The following is an 18,675-nucleotide window of genomic DNA, read 5'->3' as shown; positions in this document are numbered from 1 at the left end:
AGTCTCTTGAGACAAGGAGACACGCGTGAAAGCCGAACGAGCCGTCACCGTCGCCGAACAGGCGATCAGCCGCGAAGTGCTGCTCGAGAAGTACGCCAAGAACGGCGAACAAGACGTCGCCGCTGTGCGTTTGCGCGTCGCGCGCGCGCTGGCGTCAATCGAAGCTGACCCGGCGGCGTCAGAAAACGCGTTCTACCGGGCACTCGAAGCCGGCTTCATCCCCGGCGGACGGATCAACTCGGCGGCCGGCACGGACCTTTCCGCCACGCTGATCAACTGCTTCGTGCAGCCGGTCGGCGACTCGGTCAGCGAGACGGTGGACGGCAAGCCCGGCATCTACCCGGCCTTGCAGCAGGCGGCCGAGACGATGCGCCGCGGCGGCGGCGTCGGTTACAACTTCAGCGCGATCAGGCCGCGCGGCGCGCGCGTGCACGGCACGCAAAGCCGCGCCAGCGGCCCCGTCTCCTATATGCGCGTGTTCGACAGGAGCTGTGAGACGGTCGAATCGGCAGGCTCCCGGCGCGGCGCGCAGATGGGCGTCTTGAACGTCGACCATCCGGACATCGAGGACTTCATCCACGCCAAGGACCACGGCGACCTCGCCAACTTCAACCTCTCGGTCGGCGTGTCCGACGACTTCATGCGCGCGATCGAGGCCGACGGCGACTGGCCGCTCGCGCATATCGCCGAGCCCGACGCGGCGCTGTTCCCTTCCGGCGAGAGGCTGGCCTGCGGCCGATGGCTGTACCGCCGCATCAAGGCGCGCGATCTGTGGCGGCAGATCATGCATTCGACCTACGACCACGCCGAGCCGGGCGTGCTGTTCCTGACTCGAGTCAACGCCGACAACAACCTGTCTTACTGCGAGACGATCACCTCAACCAACCCGTGCGGCGAGCAGCCCTTGCCCGACTACGGCTGCTGCGACCTCGGCTCGGTCAACCTCGCGCGCTTCGTGCGCCAGCCGTTTTCGGCCTCGGCCAACTTCGACTTCGAAGGTTTCGAACAGACGGTGCGCGTCGCGGTGCGCATGCTCGACAACGTACTCGACCTCACCGTGTGGCCGCTGCCCGAGCAGGCGTTTGAAGCCGCCGCCAAGCGCCGCATCGGCCTCGGCTTCACCGGCCTCGGCGACGCGCTGATCCTGTTGAACCTGCGCTACGACAGCGACGACGGCCGCCAGATGGCGGCCAGCTTGGCCGAGTCCATGCGCGACGCCGCCTACGACGCGTCGGTCGACCTTGCGATTGAGAAAGGTGCGTTCCCGCTGTTCGACGCCGAGAAGTATCTGGCCGCGCCGCACTGCGCGGGCCGGCTGCCGGCCACACTGAAGGCGCGCATCCGGCAGCACGGCATCCGCAACTCGCATCTATTGAGCATCGCGCCGACCGGCACCATCTCGCTCGCCTTCGCCGACAACGCGAGCAACGGCATCGAACCGGCGTTCTCGTGGTTCTACACGCGCAAGAAACGGATGGCCGACGGCAGCCACCAGGAGTACCGCGTCGAGGACCACGCATGGCGGCTGTTCCGCCATCTGCACGGCGACGACGCGCCGCTGCCGCCGGCCTTTGTCTCAGCGCTCGAGATGAGCGCGCTCGACCATATGAAGATGGCCGCCGCCGTCGCACCGTTCATCGACACCGCGATCTCGAAGACGGTGAACGTGCCGGCCGACTACCCATTCGACGAATTCGAACACCTCTACCTCGAAGCGTGGCACGCCGGGCTGAAAGGCATAACGACTTACCGGCCGAACACCGTGCTCGGAGCGGTGTTGTCGCTGCCCGAGCCGGCGCTAGGCTCGGCCAACCTTTCGACACCAGCCGACGCGCCCGAACTCGCCGGCGCCGACCGGCGCCTGACGCTGAAGACCGCGCCGAGCCCGGCGCTCGCCAGCCTCAAGTGGCCGCACCGGCCGCATCTGGCCGACGGCAACCCGTCGTGGACGTATATGGTCGAGGGCGAGGGCGGCGGCTTCGCGGTGGTGGTCGGCCACGTCGACGAGGATACGCCCTACCCGTTCGAATGCTGGGTCAACGGCAGCGAGCAGGAACGCGGCCTCGGCGCGATCGCCAAGACGCTGTCGATGGACATGCGCTGCCGCGACCGCAGCTGGCTTTCGATGAAGCTCGACGCGCTGGCGCGCACCGCGGGCGACAAGCGCTACCTGCTCGAGCTGGCGGGCAACACGCAGTTCGCCAGCAGCGCCGCCGCCGCGCTCGGCAAGGTGGTCAAGCACCGCGTCGGAGAGCTCGGCGCGCTCGAGAAGGCCCACAACGACCCGACGCCGGTACTCGACGCGCTGATCGCGCGCCAGGAGCCGAAGTCGGGACCGGACGGCACGCTGAGCTGGACGGTCGACATTTCAAATGCCCAGACCGGCGACGACTTCGTGCTGTTCGTGAAGGAGCTGCTGCTGCCCGGCGGCGGACGCCGCCCGTACTCGATCTGGCTCGCCGGCGCCTACCCGCGCGAACTCGACGGCCTGTGCAAGCTGTTGTCGCTCGACATGCGCGTGATCGACCCGGCGTGGATCGGGCTGAAGCTGAGGAAACTCTTGTCCTACGCCGAACCGCAGGGCGACTTCTTCGCGCGCGTGCCCGGCGGCGAAAAGTCGCTAAGCTGGCCGTCGACCGTCGCCTACCTCGCGCGACTTCTCATCCACCGCTACGCGATGCTCGGCCTGTTGACCGAGGACGGCTACCCGGTCGAGGACATGGGCGTGCTCGCGCCCGAGCAGGGCGAACTGTTCGGCGCCGTCGAACGCCCGGCCGCGCTCGCCGGCAAGACCTGCCCCGAATGCGGCCACCGCGCGCTGATCAGGAAGGACGGCTGCGAATTCTGCACCGCGTGCGGCCATACCGGCGCCTGCGGCTGAACTAAGGAGCCGTCGATGCGCGACTGGCATGCAATGGACACCGCCCAGGTGCTGGAAGAATGGGATGTCGACGCCTCCCGCGGTCTGGACGAGGCCGAAGCGGCGGCAAGACTGAAAAAGTACGGGATCAACCGGCCTAGTGTCAGGCAGGGGCGCAACCCGCTCGTCCGGTTCCTGTCGCAGATCGTGCAACCGCTCGTCCTGGTATTGGTCGGCGCAGGCTGCGTGACGGCGGTCCTCGGCGAGTGGGTCGATACCGGCGTGATATTCGGCGTCGTTCTGCTCAATGCGGCGTTTGGCTTCATCCAGGAAGGCAAGGCAGAAGCGGCGCTGGCAGCGCTCGCCCGGGCGGTGTCGTCGGAGGCGTCGGTCATCCGGGACGGAACGAGACGGCAGCTCGACGCCGCGGAACTGGTGCCGGGAGACATCGTCCTCTTGTCCGCCGGCGACAAGGTCCCCGCCGACCTGCGCCTGCTCGGGGGCAAAGTGTTGCGCACCGCCGAGGCGGCGCTAACGGGCGAGTCCGTCCCGGTGGACAAGCGCGCCGACCCTCTGCCGGCAGATACCTTGCTCGCCGACCGGCACAACATGGCGTACGCCGGCACGCTGGCCGTCGCCGGCCAGGGGACGGGGGTGGTCGTCGCGACCGGCGACGGCACCGAGGTCGGCAGGATCTCGCGGCTGATCGCCCAGAGGCTGGACCTGACGACGCCGCTGACGCGCAAGATGGGGGTGTTCGCGCAGTACCTCCTGGTGGCGATCCTGATGCTGGCCGGCCTGACCTTCGCCGTCGGCGTCTGGCGCGGGGAATCCGCGTTCGACATGTTCATGGCGGCGGTGGCGCTCGCCGTCGGCGCGATCCCCGAGGGCCTGCCGGCGGCGATGACGGTGACGCTCGCGACCGGCGTCGCCCGGATGGCCAGGCGGCGCGCGATCATCCGCAAGCTACCCGCGGTCGAGATCCTCGGCAGCACGACCGTGATCTGCTCGGACAAGACCGGGACGCTGACGGAAAACGAAATGACGGTGCGCGAGATCTGGGCCGGCAAGGAGACGTTCACCGTCACCGGCCACGGCTACGGACCGGCCGGGCGGATCGAGCAAGGGGGCCTCGCGGTGACGCCCGCGGGCGCCTTGAGTGAAACCCTGCAGGCCGGCGTGCTTTGTAACGACGCGAGGTTGGTGCACGAAGGCCAGCACTGGACGGTCGCAGGCGATCCGACCGAAGGGGCGATCCTGACGCTCGCGCGCAAGGGGAAATTGGATGAAGCGACGCTAAAGTCCGTCTTTCCGCGCCTCGACGAGTTGCCCTTCGATTCCGTACGGCAATACATGGCGACGCTGCATGAAATCGGCGGACTCCCTATTGTCTATGCGAAGGGGGCCGTCGAGAAGTTGCTGCCGGCCTGCTGGGCCATGCTCGACGCTCAAGGAAACGAGATAGCGCTCGATCCGGGCGCGATCGAGGCGGCGGCGAACCGGATGGCGAAAGAGGGGCTGCGCGTGCTCGCGCTGGTGCGCTCCGAAATCGCGCTGGATCAGCGGCTCGAACACCTCCGGATGGACGCCGGCCTCGTCTTCCTCGGCCTGATCGGGATGATGGACCCGCCGCGCCCGAGGGCGATCGCCTCGGTCCGCGCCTGCCACGCGGCGGGGGTCCGCGTGAAGATGATCACCGGCGACCATCCCGGCACGGCGATCGCGATCGCCCGGCAGCTCGGCATCGCGGGTGAAAACGCTCAGGCGCTGACCGGGAGGGATCTCGCCCGGCTCGACGAAGAGGCGCTGCGCAAGGCGGTTGCCGAGGTCAATGTGTTTGCCCGCGTCGAACCGGAGCAGAAGCTGAGGCTGGTGAAGGCGCTGCAGGACGGGGGCGAGGTCGTGGCGATGACCGGCGATGGAGTCAACGATGCCCCTGCCCTCAAGCAGGCCGACATCGGCATCGCGATGGGCGGGGGCGGGACCGAGGTGGCCAAGGAGGCCGCGGCGATGGTCCTCACCGACGACAACTTCGCGACGATCGAGGCCGCCGTCGAGGAAGGGCGCGGCATCTACGACAACATCGTCAAGTTCATCACGTGGACCATCCCGACCAACGCCGGCGAGGGGCTGGTGATCCTCGCCGCCATCCTCACCGGAACGACGCTGCCGATCACGCCGCTGCAGATCCTCTGGATCAACATGACGACCGCCATCCTGCTCGGGATGATGCTGGCCTTCGAGCCGGCCGAACGCGGCATCATGCAGCGCCCTCCGAGATCGCCGGCCGCACCGATTCTGGACAGGGTACTCGTTCAACGCATCCTGCTGGTGAGCGTACTCTTGCTGGCGGGGGCGTTCGGGCTGTTCGAGCTGTCCCTGCTGCAGGGCCACTCGTTGGCCGAGGCGCGGACGGTCGCCGTCAACGTCTTCGTGCTGGTGCAGACCGGCTACCTGTTCAATTGCCGGTCGCTCAAGGAGCCGATGTGGTCGGTCGCGCCCTTTTCCAACCCGTCGATCTGGATCGGCAGCGGCGCGATGATCGTACTGCAGATCGCCTTTACCTATGTACCTGCCTTCAACCGCATTTTCCATACGGCGCCCATCGGCTTCACGGCATGGTTACCGATTGTCGCGTTTGCCGTCGCATGCCTGGCGATCATAGAAGCCGAAAAAAAGTGGTGCGCACGGTGATCGGCCCCGATTATGCCGACCGGAAAAAGCCCGGGCGGCTGGCTACACTGGTCCTACACGCCACCAGGAACGAAGCCGACCATGCGCCCGACTACCCTCTCCGCCGTCTGCTGTCTCGCCGTCGTGCTCTCCGGCCTGCCCGCCCACGCCGTATCGACCTCGCCGTGGTGCGCGTCGGGCAAGCCGGTGACGCTCGCCGGGCCTAACTGGGAAAGCGGCGCCTTCCTCACCGAACTGTTGCGCTTCGTGTTCGAGAAGGGCTACGGCTGCCAGACCGAAACCCTCCCCGGCAACACTGTCACCTTCGAGACCGCGCTCGGCAACAACGACCTGCAAGTCGTCGCAGAGGAATGGATAGGCCGCAGCGACGCATGGAACGCCGCATTCAAGGCCGGCAAGGTCAAGGCGGTCGGCAAGCCCATCGTCGGCGCGACCGAGGGCTGGTACGTGCCCGAATATGTGGTCAAGGGCGACGTCAGGCGTGGCATCAAGCCGCAGGCGCCGGGCCTCGCGTCGGTGTTCGACCTGCCGCGCTACAAGTCGGTGTTCCGCGACGACGAGGAACCGGCCAAGGGGCGCTTCCTCAACTGCCCGACCGGCTGGACCTGCGAAGGCGTGAACAGCCAGAAGCTGAAGGCGTACAAGCTCACCGACAGCTACGTGAACTTCCGCCCCGGCACCGGCGCCGCGCTCGACGCCGAGATCGCGTCGGCCTACCAGCGCGGCAAGCCGCTCGTGTTCTACTACTGGTCGCCGACGCCGCTGATGGGCAAGTACCGCTTCGCCAAACTGAAGGAACCGGCGTGGAACGACGCCTGCTTCAAGACGCTGGCAGACAAGAACCATCCCCGGCCCTGCCCATCGGCGTCGCCGCCGGCGCTGATCCAGTCCGGCGTGTCGAAAGCCTTCCACGACGCGGACCCGGCGCTCATCGGCGTGCTTTCCAAGTTCAACGTGCCGATAGCCCTGCTCAACCGATCGCTCGCCGACATGGCCGACAACAAGCGCGACGCCAAACAGGCGTCCCGGTTGTTCCTGAAGAGCCACCCCGAGGTCTGGAAACGCTGGGTGCCGGCCGACGTCGCGGCCAGGCTGTCGGCGGCGCTGAAGTAAGGGCGACATGGACGGCATCTTCTACCCACTGTCGATCAAGGAAGGCGTCAACGCCTTCGTCGAGACGCTGGTCGGCCGCTTCGGCGACCAGTTCCGCGCGTTCTCGGGCGCCGTTCTGCAATACGCGCTGGTCCCGCTCGAGAGCACGCTGCGCGCGTCGCCGCCGTGGCTGGTGCTGCTCGTCGCCGGCCTCATCGCCTGGCATGCGACGAAAAGCGTAGGCCGCAGCCTCGGCCTCGTCGCCCTGCTCTACCTGATCGGCTGCTTCGGCCTGTGGGACGCGCTGATGCAGACGCTGGCCATCATGGCGGTCGCCACCGTGCTCGCCGTCTTGATCGGCATCCCTACCGGCATTTTGATGTCTCAGTCTGACACGCTGAGAAAGCTGTTGCTGCCGGTGCTCGACGTGATGCAGACGCTACCGTCCTTCGTCTACCTGATCCCGGTGCTGATGCTGTTCGGCCTCGGCAAGGTGCCGGCGATCTTCGCGACCGTCGTCTACGCGGTGCCGCCCCTGATCCGTCTCACCGACCTCGGCATCCGCGAGGTCGACAAGGAGCTGACCGAGGCGGCGTGGTCGTTCGGCACCACGCGCTGGCAGCTGCTGGTCGGCGTGCAGCTGCCGCTGGCGCGCCCGTCCATCATGGCCGGCGTCAACCAGACGACGATGATGGCGCTGGCGATGGTGGTGCTCGCGTCGATGATAGGCGCGCGCGGCCTCGGCGAAGACGTGCTCGTCGGCATCCAGACGCTAGACGTTGGCCGAGGCATGCAGGCCGGCATCGCGATCGTCATCCTCGCCATCGTCATCGACCGCATCAGCCAGGCCTACGGCAGTCCGAGACGCCAGCGCTCGACCACGTTGGCCGAGCCCGCCCCCAGATAATCCCGATGCCCGCGATCCGCATCAAAAACGTCGTGAAAATCTTCGGTGCCGACCCGAACAAGGCGCTGCAATTGTTGAAATCGGGCCAGGACAAGGCGGCCATCCTCGCCGCGACCGGCAGCACCGTCGGCCTCGACCGCGTGTCGCTCGACATCGAGCCTGGCCGCATCACCGTACTGATGGGGCTGTCCGGCTCGGGCAAGTCGACGCTGATCCGTCACCTGAACCGCCTGATCGACCCGACCGAAGGCCGCATCGAGGTCGACGGCGACAACATCCTCGATTACGACGCGGCGCGGCTGCGCGACTACCGCCGCCGCCAGGTCAGCATGGTGTTCCAGGGCTTCGGCCTCTTGCCGCACAAGACCGTGGCGGAAAACGTCGCCTACGGCCTGATCGTGCGCGGCGAGCCGCGCGACGTGGCGCTGAAGCAAGCCCGCGACTGGATAGACCGCGTCGGCCTGACGGGCTACGCTCGCCACTACCCGGATACGCTGTCAGGCGGCATGAAACAGCGCGTCGGCCTCGCGCGCGCGCTGGCGATGGACGCCGAGCTGCTGTTGATGGACGAGGCATTCTCGGCGCTCGACCCGCTGATCCGCGCCGAGATGCAGGATCAGTTGCTTGCACTGCAGTCGGCGCTGAAAAAAACCATCGTCTTCGTCACCCACGACCTCGACGAGGCGCTGCGGCTCGGAGAGCGGATCGCCATCCTGCGCGACGGTCGACTGGTGCAGGATGGCGAAGCGCGACAGATCATCGAGGCACCGGCCGACGACTACGTCAGGCGCTTTGTCGAGCGACGCCGCCCGGCCTGAAGCCTGTCCCGGCAAGGCTCGGCCAACCTTGCCGGCCGCCGCGAAGGCATGCGGCGGTGGCATCGCGGGGGCAAGCGCGGTACGATTACGCCTTTGGCTGGCCTGACGACCACGGAGTCACACCGCACCATGACGCAAAAACCGGAAACCGCCCTGGGCGCCGCCCTGAAGACGGCGGTCCAGACCCTGAGCAAGAAAAAACAGACCGAGATGATCGCCGATCATCTGTACAGCAAGTACGCGGTCTTCAAACAGTTCCGCCCACTAGCCATCGGTATTCACGAAGTCCTGATCGCCGAGCTGTCGCAATTCGACTCGACCTTAGTGACGCGCGTGCTCACCAACCACTGCAAGAAACCGCGCTACCTGAAGTCGCTCGCCAAGGGCGGCAAGCGTTATGACCTCAAGGGCCGCGAGACCGCGACCCTCAGCGAGGAAGAAAAGATCGAAGCCCAGCAGCGCTACGACGCGCTCGCCGAAAAGCCGGCCACCAAGCCGGTCGAACAAGCCGCACCGGCCCCTGCCGCCGAAGCGCCTAGCGCCGAATAATACCGGCCCGTCAGCCAAACGCAGCGGCCCGCCATCCGGCGGGCCGTTTTCGTCGTATTTCGTTTTATACGACGAGTCTATATACTGGGGTTTTCCATCGCATCCATGACGGAGCACCCCTCCATGCCCCGCCTCACCATCCGTCTCGTCAAACCGCAGTACACCCCGGTCGACGCGCGCGAGTTCGAGATCAATTTCCGACGCGCCTTGATCGACCACTTCGGTACCGAAGATTGCGCGACCTTCGCCAAGTGGGCACACGACTATGCCTTGACTCAGTTCAAGGATTACCCGACCGGGCTGACCGAAGCCGACGAGGTGATCCACAACTGGCGCAACGCCGAAGCTCGTGCTCACTGCCTCGCGTTCGAGGAATGGATGCGCTGCGTGCCTGAACCGGTCTTCGAGGTCGGCCTGGAGCACTGATTCCCCGCGATGCAGCGCCCTGCTCCAGCGCTTTAGTCGCCGGCAAGGCGTCCCTGCGCGCGCAGACGAGCGATCGCCGCGTTGATCCGCGGCATCAGCTGCGCCGCGCCCGACTCGCGCGACAGCGCAATCGCCGCCGGCCGCACCGAGACCAGTTTTTCACTGGCCGTCAGCCGCTTGCCGAGCCCGAGGCGCTGCAATTCGTATAGGCCGGCCTGCCGATCGAGCGCAACCAGGTCGAGCCGGCCGAGCGCCAGCAAGCGCATCAGCGTCTCGGCGTCGACCACCCGATTCACCACGCCCCCGTCGGCCAAAGTGCGCTCCATCTGCGTGTCGACGCTGCCGCCGAGCAGCATGCCAAGCCGTGCACCGCGCAGCTCGCTGTAATTCTTCCAGCTGAGCCCATTCGGGTAATGCTTTCGTGTGTAGAAGAACGCCATTTCCTGCTGCACCACCGGTTCGCTGAACACGAACTTCTGTTCGCGCTCGGACGTCCGGAACGTCGGCAGCACACCGTCCACCCTGCCTAGTGCCGCCTCGGACAGGCAGCGCGCCCAGGGCAGCTGCAGTACGCGCAGCTGCAGCCCGGCCTCCCGAAAAACTCGGCGTGTGGCACGGAACTTGGAACCATCGCCAATCCAGCGCCCGTGCCCGACTGCGTACGGAGGCAGATGGTCGTGACACAGCGTCAGGTAGGGGCGCGACGTCAGCGCGCGCCTCTGCGCAGGCTCGGCCAACCCTGGCGACGCCGAGACCGGCGGCAGGAAGACGATGCCGTGTTTTTTTCTGAGCTGATCGATCGCTGCCTTTTCGCCATGCAGGAAGGCGTCGAAATCGCGGATGACGTCTGGACGAGTGACGCTCGACAAGGCGTAGCTGCCGACCGCATGTGGCCACTCCGGGTTGAACTGCAAGGCATCGGCTTGACCGGCCTGACGCAAGCGGTAGGCGGCGACAGCGACATTCAGGTACGCTCCATCGATTTCGCCCTTCACGGCGGCCTGCAGCATTGAGTCGACGTCGCCGAAGCGGCTCACTGTCATCTGGCCGGTCTGGATCTTCTGCCGGTATGGCACCGGGTCGAAGCCCTGGATCGTACCGAGTCGGCGCAACGTCGACACCTCCTTGCCGAGCGCCGCCGACCGCAACATCACCCCTTCCGTGAAGTCGATCACGCCGGCCGAATAACTGACATGGAACGGTTTGCGCCGTGCCGGCATCCAGGACGGGTTGTCGGGAAACTTGGCGTCGACGTCGTGTGAGACGAAAAACGCCTGGTAGAGATCGGGAATGGGCAAGGCGCGATACTGGATGGCATACCCGCGGCTCTTGCCGAACAGATCCAACAGTTCGCGCGCGAAACCACGATAATCGCCGTGCGAACCGTCGAAATGCGGCGAATGATCGAAGCGCTCCACGCCGATCACCAGTGGTTTGAGTCCTGCCGCCGCCAGCGCCAGCCCCCCCCAAAGCAAAGCCACTAGCCCGCCTCCACTCCCGCCCAGCCTCATACAGTCCCCTATCCCTGACATTTTGCTTCGTCGCGTGCAAACGAGAGCTTATCGGCGCCTTTTCGGCATGTTTGGGCCACTATACAAAAGCCGGAACGGCAAGGCACGCTGCAGTGCGGAATAAAATTCCGCTGCGAGCAATAAAAAAGGGCAAGGCGTCTCCGCCCTGCCCTTCCGATCACCGCACCCGAAGGCCAGTCACGATCTTTTCGCTCAGGAAAGCTTGCCCAAAATCACGTCGATTTTGGCGGTCAGCGCGCCAGCACCTTGCTGGGAGGCCAGCGCACGCAATTCAGCCAGGTCGTCCTTGATCTCACTCACCTTGTCGAGCAACAGAGCGATGTCACCATTCTCCGTCACATTCTTCAGGTTGAAAGTATCAGCCAAAGACAGTTTGTTCTCTTCCATGGAACTTCTCCTTTTAAAGATGTATGCCCGGGCGCTGTTCACGCCACTCTGTATTGATTGCTTCGAAAGAAGTCTTATCCGCCGTCACCGGCGAGACTCTCCCGCATGGCCTCGCATGACCGGTATGTCCATGCCCATTCAGGCCGTACCAGTCAGCACAGAATATGACAGAAACCCTTGGATTACCACGGTATTCTCAGACAAATCGCCCGACCGTATGAAAACAGAGACACCCACGCTCCAGAGGACAACCCCTAGTCTTCATGCGCGACGGGGCTACAAGCCGTGAAACTATCTTTACAAACAGCAAAACATGCTTGCCACATTACCATGCGGCGCCATAGACGTAGGCCGATGAGAAAAGTAGAAGCTATGTGAGGGTGACAGTAAAGTCCTTCTCGGCACGACAGCACATGCAGCCGTCCGTAACCTGCTCCCCGAATTTAGTCCCATCCTGATGTAGAGTCTGTTTCACCTGAGAGGAACAGACGTGAAGAAGCGCTTCAGCCAAGAACAGATCATCAGCATCCTCAAGGAGGCCGAAACGGGTCTCAAAGTCGCGGAGCTATGCCGCAAGTACGGCATCGCCGACGCGACCTACTACAACTGGAAAGCCAAGTACGGCGAGATGACCGTTTCGGAGGCGCAGCGCCTGAAGGAGTTGGAGCAGGAGAATGCCCGGCTGAAACGGCTCCTCGCCGAGTCCTTGCTGGATAACGCCGCGCTGAAAGACCTGCTTGGCCGAAAGTGGTGAGCCCGCAAGCCCGGCGCGAAGCGGTCACGCTGCTCATGACCGAACGCGCCATGGGCGTGACCCGCGCTTGCGGGCTGGTCGGCATTTCACGGTCGCTGTATCGGTATCGGTCTAGCCGAACGGGTACCGACGGCCTCCTAACGGAGCGGATGGTGGCATTGGCCGGCGAGAAACGGCGTTATGGCTACCGACGGCTGCAGGTACTGTTGCACCGAGAAGGCTGGCGGGTAAACCACAAGCGATGCTATCGCCTCTATCGGCAGGCCGGCTTGAGTATCAGGAAACGCCGGCGCAAACAGATTGCCGGTGTAGAGCGCAAGCCGCTACCGCGCCCGCAAGCGCCCAACCTGAGCTGGTCGATGGACTTCGTTGCGGATGGGCTGGCTGACGGCCGGCGACTGCGTTGCCTGAACATCGTGGACGACTACACCCGGGAATGCCTGGCCATCGAAGTCGACACTTCGCTGCCAGGGCTGCGCGTGGCGTCGGTGCTGGAGCGGCTGGCGAACGCCAGAGGATTGCCCCTTTCCATTACCGTCGACAATGGCCCGGAGTTTGCTGGCAAAGCGCTGGATGCATGGGCTTACGCCCAAGGCGTCAGGCTATCGTTTATTCGGCCGGGTAGGCCGGTGGAAAACGCCTACATCGAGAGCTTCAACGGCCGCTTCCGGGACGAGTGCCTGAACGAGCACTGGTTCGTGTCGATGCGGCATGCGCGGGAAGTGATTGAAGCTTGGCGCATCGAATACAACGGCGAGCGTCCGCATAGCTCGCTGGGCTACCTGACCCCGAACCAGTTTGCCGAAGCCTATCGGCAAGCTGAGTTGTTAACCCCTGACTCTATATTGGTTTCGGACTAAAAATGGGGGCAGGTCAACACGACCAGGGGGAAAAGGCTTGGCAATCTAAACAGGCTCAGACAATGCACGGGCTCAAATTGCGACTCGACGAGCGCTCTCGACCGTCAAGGTTGGCCGCGTGGGTCAACGGCAGGGGGAATCGTCGAGAAGAAGAGAAGCCAGCGGCAACAACCCAGCAAACCTAGACTGGTGCACAGTCAATCTGCTCAGCATGATTGACCATTGCGGTCAACCTAAGCGCAACAGAGTGCAAGGGAATATGCCGCTCGGCCAACGTAGCGCCAGCCGGTCAAGGTTGGCCGAGGCCTGGCAGAACACGGGCTAGGCCGCGCGGGAGAGGGGCGTCGGCACCCGCCAGCTTGGCCGAGCCGGGCGCGGCAGCGACGCGGGGGCGCGCCGTAACGCAGCAAACCCCCGTGCCAGGGGCACGGGGGTTGCGTAAGGGGCGTCTGGCGGTGACCTACTTTCACACAGGTATCTGCACTATCATCGGCGCTGAGGCGTTTCACGGTCCTGTTCGGGATGGGAAGGGGTGGGACCACCTCGCTATGGCCGCCAGACATAAACTGTCAACAAACTTAGTAAGCCGAAGCGTGCCCCCGAGGGGTCACGGTTCAATCAAATTCTTGGGTGACGATCGTCTCTCGTCGCAGTCACAACACTCTTAAAGTGTCTCAAATGATAGGATCAAGCCTCACGAGCAATTAGTATCGGTTAGCTTCACGCCTCACAGCGCTTCCACACCCGACCTATCAACGTCCTGGTCTCGAACGACTCTTCAGGGAGGTCAAGCCTCCAGGGAAGTCTCATCTTCAGGCGAGTTTCCCGCTTAGATGCTTTCAGCGGTTATCTCTTCCGAACTTAGCTACCCGGCGATGCCACTGGCGTGACAACCGGTACACCAGAGGTTCGTCCACTCCGGTCCTCTCGTACTAGGAGCAGCCCCCGTCAAACTTCCAACGCCCACTGCAGATAGGGACCAAACTGTCTCACGACGTTTTAAACCCAGCTCACGTACCACTTTAAATGGCGAACAGCCATACCCTTGGGACCGGCTACAGCCCCAGGATGTGATGAGCCGACATCGAGGTGCCAAACTCCGCCGTCGATGTGAACTCTTGGGCGGAATCAGCCTGTTATCCCCGGAGTACCTTTTATCCGTTGAGCGATGGCCCTTCCATACAGAACCACCGGATCACTATGTCCTGCTTTCGCACCTGCTCGACTTGTCGGTCTCGCAGTTAAGCTACCTTATGCCATTGCACTATCAGCACGATTTCCGACCGTACCTAGGTAACCTTCGAACTCCTCCGTTACACTTTGGGAGGAGACCGCCCCAGTCAAACTGCCTACCATGCACTGTCCCCGATCCGGATCACGGACCAAGGTTAGAACCTCAAACACACCAGGGTGGTATTTCAAGGATGGCTCCACGCAAACTGGCGTCTGCGCTTCATAGCCTCCCACCTATCCTACACAAGTCTGTTCAAAGTCCAATGCAAAGCTACAGTAAAGGTTCACGGGGTCTTTCCGTCTAGCAGCGGGTAGATTGCATCTTCACAAACACTTCAACTTCGCTGAGTCTCAGGAGGAGACAGTGTGGCCATCGTTACGCCATTCGTGCGGGTCGGAACTTACCCGACAAGGAATTTCGCTACCTTAGGACCGTTATAGTTACGGCCGCCGTTTACTGGGGCTTCGATCCAGAGCTTGCACCCCTTCACTTAACCTTCCAGCACCGGGCAGGCGTCACACCGTATACGTCCACTTTCGTGTTGGCACAGTGCTGTGTTTTTAATAAACAGTCGCAGCCACCGATTCTCTGCGACCCCTTCGCGCTTCGTGAGCAAGTCACTACACGCTACAGGGGCATACCTTCTCCCGAAGTTACGGTATCAATTTGCCGAGTTCCTTCTCCTGAGTTCTCTCAAGCGCCTTAGAATTCTCATCCTGCCCACCTGTGTCGGTTTGCGGTACGGTTCTCGTATAGCTGAAGCTTAGTGGCTTTTCCTGGAAGCGTGGTATCAGTCACTTCAGGTCCGTAGACCCTCGTTATCACGTCTCGGCCTTAAGGAGAGGCGGATTTGCCTACCTCTCCAGCCTACCGGCTTGAACGACCTATTCCAACAGGCCGCTGACCTAACCTTCTCCGTCCCCACATCGCACTATACGAAAGTACGGGAATTTTAACCCGTTTCCCATCGACTACGCTTTTCAGCCTCGCCTTAGGGGCCGACTCACCCTACGCCGATGAACGTTGCGTAGGAAACCTTGGGCTTTCGGCGAGCGGGCTTTTCACCCGCTTTATCGCTACTCATGTCAGCATTCGCACTTCTGATACCTCCAGCAGCCTTTACAAGCCACCTTCACAGGCCTACAGAACGCTCCCCTACCATCTAGACGACACTGACGACGTCTAGATCCGCAGCTTCGGTTATCAGTTTGAGCCCCGTTACATCTTCCGCGCAGGACGACTCGACTAGTGAGCTATTACGCTTTCTTTAAATGATGGCTGCTTCTAAGCCAACATCCTAGCTGTCTAGGCCTTCCCACCTCGTTTACCACTTAACTGATCATTTGGGACCTTAGCTGGCGGTCTGGGTTGTTTCCCTCTTGACGATGGACGTTAGCACCCACCGTCTGTCTCCCATGCTCGCACTTTCCGGTATTCTTAGTTTGCCATGGTTTGGTAAGTCGCAATGACCCCCTAGCCATAACAGTGCTTTACCCCCGGAAGTGATACATGAGGCACTACCTAAATAGTTTTCGGGGAGAACCAGCTATCTCCGAGTTTGTTTAGCCTTTCACCCCTATCCACAGCTCATCCCCTAATTTTGCAACATTAGTGGGTTCGGACCTCCAGTGCGTGTTACCGCACCTTCATCCTGGCCATGGATAGATCACTCGGTTTCGGGTCTACGCCCAGCAACTGAATCGCCCTATTCGGACTCGGTTTCCCTACGCCTCCCCTATTCGGTTAAGCTTGCTACTGAACGTAAGTCGCTGACCCATTATACAAAAGGTACGCAGTCACCCCATTTTTCAAGGGCTCCCACTGTTTGTATGCATCCGGTTTCAGGATCTATTTCACTCCCCTCCCGGGGTTCTTTTCGCCTTTCCCTCACGGTACTGGTTCACTATCGGTCGATCACGAGTATTTAGCCTTGGAGGATGGTCCCCCCATCTTCAGACAGGATTTCGCGTGTCCCGCCCTACTTCTCGTACGCTTAGTACCAGTAAACTGTTTTCGGATACGGGGCTATCACCCACTATGGCGGCTCTTTCCAGGGCCTTCTCCTAACACTCTACTTATCACGTACTGGCTGTTCCGCATTCGCTCGCCACTACTAACGGAATCTCGGTTGATTTCTTTTCCTCCGGCTACTTAGATGTTTCAGTTCGCCGGGTTCGCTCCCTCTGCCCTATGTGTTCAGGCAGCGGTGACTCTTTCGAGCCGGGTTTCCCCATTCGGATATCGCGGGATCATAGCTCTATTGCCAGCTCCCCCGCGCTTTTCGCAGGCTTACACGTCCTTCATCGCCTGTGATCGCCAAGGCATCCACCAGATGCACTTAGTCGCTTGACCCTATCATTTCAGACACCTTACGATTTCTGAACTAATCGGTTGTGTTTGCGACGCGGCATGCTCCCCTTTTCAAAGAACACGCCGTTGATACAATCATCTACCCAAGTTGGCACTTCATCCGGCAAGGAATTAACCACGCCGTTTGTCGCGCCGCTTTGATTGATTTCGGCTTACAGTTTGTTAAAGATCGATGCGTTAATCACGCAAACGAAAGCTCACGCCAACCAGAATCCTCTGGCCATGCGCTTTCGTTTGCGGAATGATGGTGGAGGCAGACGGGATCGAACCGACGACCCCCTGCTTGCAAAGCAGGTGCTCTCCCAACTGAGCTATGCCCCCAACTAGAACTGGTGGGTCTGGTTGGACTCGAACCAACGACCCCCGCGTTATCAACACGGTGCTCTAACCAGCTGAGCTACAAACCCAGTTGCTACGCATCTTTAAGAACAACCGATAGGTTGTGAATTCCTGGCCTCAGCTATCTCTAGAAAGGAGGTGATCCAGCCGCAGGTTCCCCTACGGCTACCTTGTTACGACTTCACCCCAGTCATGAAGCATACCGTGGTAAGCGGCCTCCCGAAGGTTAGCCTACCCACTTCTGGTATCCCCCACTCCCATGGTGTGACGGGCGGTGTGTACAAGGCCCGGGAACGTATTCACCGCAGTATGCTGACCTGCGATTACTAGCGATTCCGACTTCATGCAGGCGAGTTGCAGCCTGCAATCCGGACTACGATCGGCTTTATGAGATTGGCTCCACCTCGCGGCTTGGCGACCCTCTGTACCGACCATTGTATGACGTGTGAAGCCCTAGCCATAAGGGCCATGAGGACTTGACGTCATCCCCACCTTCCTCCGGTTTGTCACCGGCAGTCTCGTTAAAGTGCCCAACTGAATGATGGCAATTAACGACAAGGGTTGCGCTCGTTGCGGGACTTAACCCAACATCTCACGACACGAGCTGACGACAGCCATGCAGCACCTGTGTCCCGGCTCCCTTGCGGGCACCCCCACCTTTCAGCAGGGTTCCGAGCATGTCAAGGCTAGGTAAGGTTCTTCGCGTTGCATCGAATTAATCCACATCATCCACCGCTTGTGCGGGCCCCCGTCAATTCCTTTGAGTTTTAACCTTGCGGCCGTACTCCCCAGGCGGTCGACTTCACGCGTTAGCTGCGTTACCAGGGATTTCAACCCCCAACAACTAGTCGACATCGTTTAGGGCGTGGACTACCAGGGTATCTAATCCTGTTTGCTCCCCACGCTTTCGTGCATGAGCGTCAGTGTCATCCCAGGGGGCTGCCTTCGCCATCGGTGTTCCTCCGCATCTCTACGCATTTCACTGCTACACGCGGAATTCCACCCCCCTCTGACGCACTCTAGCCGTGCAGTCTCCAATGCCGTTCCCAGGTTGAGCCCGGGGCTTTCACATCAGACTTACACAACCGCCTGCGCACGCTTTACGCCCAGTAATTCCGATTAACGCTTGCACCCTACGTATTACCGCGGCTGCTGGCACGTAGTTAGCCGGTGCTTATTCTTCAGGTACTGTCATCCCACACACGTATTAGGTGTGCGGATTTCCTCCCCGACAAAAGTCCTTTACAACCCGAAGGCCTTCTTCAGACACGCGGCATGGCTGGATCAGGCTTGCGCCCATTGTCCAAAATTCCCCACTGCTGCCTCCCGTAGGAGTCTGGGCCGTGTCTCAGTCCCAGTGTGGCGGATCATCCTCTCAGACCCGCTACTGATCGTCGCCTTGGTGGGCTCTTACCCCACCAACTAGCTAATCAGACGTCGGCCGCTCGAATAACGTGAGGCCGTTGCCGGTCCCCCACTTTCCCCCTCAGGGCGTATGCGGTATTAGCACTCCTTTCGAAGCGTTATCCCCCATTACTCGGTACGTTCCGACGCATTACTCACCCGTTCGCCACTCGTCAGCATCCCGAAGGACCTGCTACCGTTCGACTTGCATGTGTAAAGCATGCCGCCAGCGTTCAATCTGAGCCAGGATCAAACTCTTCAGTTCAAACCTAAGCTTATCGTACTTTCTGGTCCGCAAGGCTTGCGATCCGAAGATCGCTTGTCTTGCTGGTGCCAGTTTCTCGCCTCGGCCAGAAACTCACACCTATCGGTTGTTCATGTTCTTAAAGAGCGGCGCCGCTTTCGCTTCGTTGGTTGCGTCTGCAGCAGAGGAGGCGAACTATACCCAG

10 protein-coding genes, 2 tRNA genes and 3 rRNA genes are annotated in these 18,675 nt (G+C 61.9%); 8 read left to right on the top strand and 7 right to left on the bottom strand.

Features of this window, described 5'->3' with window-relative positions; genetic code table 11:
• Window positions 1-25: 25 nt before the first annotated feature.
• The 7 genes from DWG20_RS10025 to DWG20_RS09995 all read left to right on the top strand — a co-directional run bounded on the left by DWG20_RS10025 (window position 26) and on the right by DWG20_RS09995 (window position 9,346).
• On the top strand, window positions 26-2,881 hold the full coding sequence (locus DWG20_RS10025) for an adenosylcobalamin-dependent ribonucleoside-diphosphate reductase (RefSeq protein WP_115433680.1): 2,856 nt from the start codon (window positions 26-28) through the stop codon (window positions 2,879-2,881).
• 15 nt (window positions 2,882-2,896) lie between these two features.
• The gene (locus tag DWG20_RS10020) at window positions 2,897-5,554 is read left to right on the top strand and encodes a cation-transporting P-type ATPase (RefSeq protein ID WP_115433679.1); all 2,658 of its coding nucleotides are present in this window, start codon (window positions 2,897-2,899) and stop codon (window positions 5,552-5,554) included.
• An 81-nt stretch (window positions 5,555-5,635) separates the two neighbouring features.
• Complete coding sequence (locus DWG20_RS10015) at window positions 5,636-6,667, top strand: ABC transporter substrate-binding protein (RefSeq protein ID WP_115433678.1); 1,032 nt, start codon at window positions 5,636-5,638, stop codon at window positions 6,665-6,667.
• Between the two features lie 7 nt (window positions 6,668-6,674).
• Entirely contained in the window at window positions 6,675-7,553 is an 879-nt protein-coding gene (locus DWG20_RS10010) for an ABC transporter permease (protein ID WP_115433677.1), read from the top strand.
• Window positions 7,554-7,558: 5 nt separating this feature from the next.
• Window positions 7,559-8,371: a quaternary amine ABC transporter ATP-binding protein gene (locus DWG20_RS10005; RefSeq protein WP_115433676.1), complete on the top strand. Its 813-nt coding sequence runs from the start codon at window positions 7,559-7,561 to the stop codon at window positions 8,369-8,371.
• Window positions 8,372-8,500: 129 nt separating this feature from the next.
• Window positions 8,501-8,920 carry a ProQ/FINO family protein gene (locus DWG20_RS10000; RefSeq protein WP_115433675.1) on the top strand — a complete coding sequence of 140 codons (420 nt, stop codon included), beginning with the start codon at window positions 8,501-8,503 and terminating at the stop codon, window positions 8,918-8,920.
• A 123-nt stretch (window positions 8,921-9,043) separates the two neighbouring features.
• The gene (locus DWG20_RS09995; protein ID WP_115433674.1) at window positions 9,044-9,346 is read left to right on the top strand and encodes a hypothetical protein; all 303 of its coding nucleotides are present in this window, start codon (window positions 9,044-9,046) and stop codon (window positions 9,344-9,346) included.
• A gap of 32 nt (window positions 9,347-9,378) precedes the next feature.
• Here DWG20_RS09995 and DWG20_RS09990 read toward each other — a convergent pair whose 3' ends face one another.
• The gene (locus DWG20_RS09990) at window positions 9,379-10,827 is read right to left on the bottom strand and encodes a substrate-binding periplasmic protein (RefSeq protein WP_181880891.1); all 1,449 of its coding nucleotides are present in this window, start codon (window positions 10,825-10,827) and stop codon (window positions 9,379-9,381) included.
• Window positions 10,828-11,070: 243 nt separating this feature from the next.
• On the bottom strand, window positions 11,071-11,265 hold the full coding sequence (locus DWG20_RS09985; protein WP_115433672.1) for a hypothetical protein: 195 nt from the start codon (window positions 11,263-11,265) through the stop codon (window positions 11,071-11,073).
• A gap of 490 nt (window positions 11,266-11,755) precedes the next feature.
• Here DWG20_RS09985 and DWG20_RS09980 point away from each other — a divergent pair.
• Window positions 11,756-12,879, top strand: a protein-coding gene (locus tag DWG20_RS09980) for an IS3 family transposase (RefSeq protein ID WP_425451587.1) whose coding sequence is annotated in 2 segments (ribosomal slippage) — window positions 11,756-11,996 and window positions 11,996-12,879 — 1,125 coding nt in all. Because the reading frame shifts where the segments join, the coding sequence is not laid out codon by codon here.
• Between the two features lie 447 nt (window positions 12,880-13,326).
• On the opposite strand, the gene rrf is transcribed toward DWG20_RS09980, so the two are convergent.
• The 5 genes from rrf to DWG20_RS09955 all read right to left on the bottom strand — a co-directional run bounded on the left by rrf (window position 13,327) and on the right by DWG20_RS09955 (window position 18,491).
• Window positions 13,327-13,439 (bottom strand): 5S ribosomal RNA (gene rrf / locus DWG20_RS09975).
• A gap of 123 nt (window positions 13,440-13,562) precedes the next feature.
• Window positions 13,563-16,465: ribosomal RNA gene (locus DWG20_RS09970) — 23S ribosomal RNA — on the bottom strand.
• A gap of 263 nt (window positions 16,466-16,728) precedes the next feature.
• A tRNA-Ala gene (locus tag DWG20_RS09965) sits at window positions 16,729-16,804 on the bottom strand.
• 9 nt (window positions 16,805-16,813) lie between these two features.
• Window positions 16,814-16,890, bottom strand: a tRNA-Ile gene (locus DWG20_RS09960).
• A 63-nt stretch (window positions 16,891-16,953) separates the two neighbouring features.
• Window positions 16,954-18,491 (bottom strand): 16S ribosomal RNA (locus DWG20_RS09955).
• The 16S, 23S and 5S rRNA genes sit together here with 2 tRNA genes alongside, the layout of an rRNA operon.
• Window positions 18,492-18,675 lie beyond the last annotated feature (184 nt).

It is taken from the genome of Crenobacter cavernae, assembly GCF_003355495.1.
GTDB lineage: Bacteria > Pseudomonadota > Gammaproteobacteria > Burkholderiales > Chromobacteriaceae > Crenobacter > Crenobacter cavernae.
This window is presented reverse-complemented; position numbering and strand designations above follow the sequence as displayed.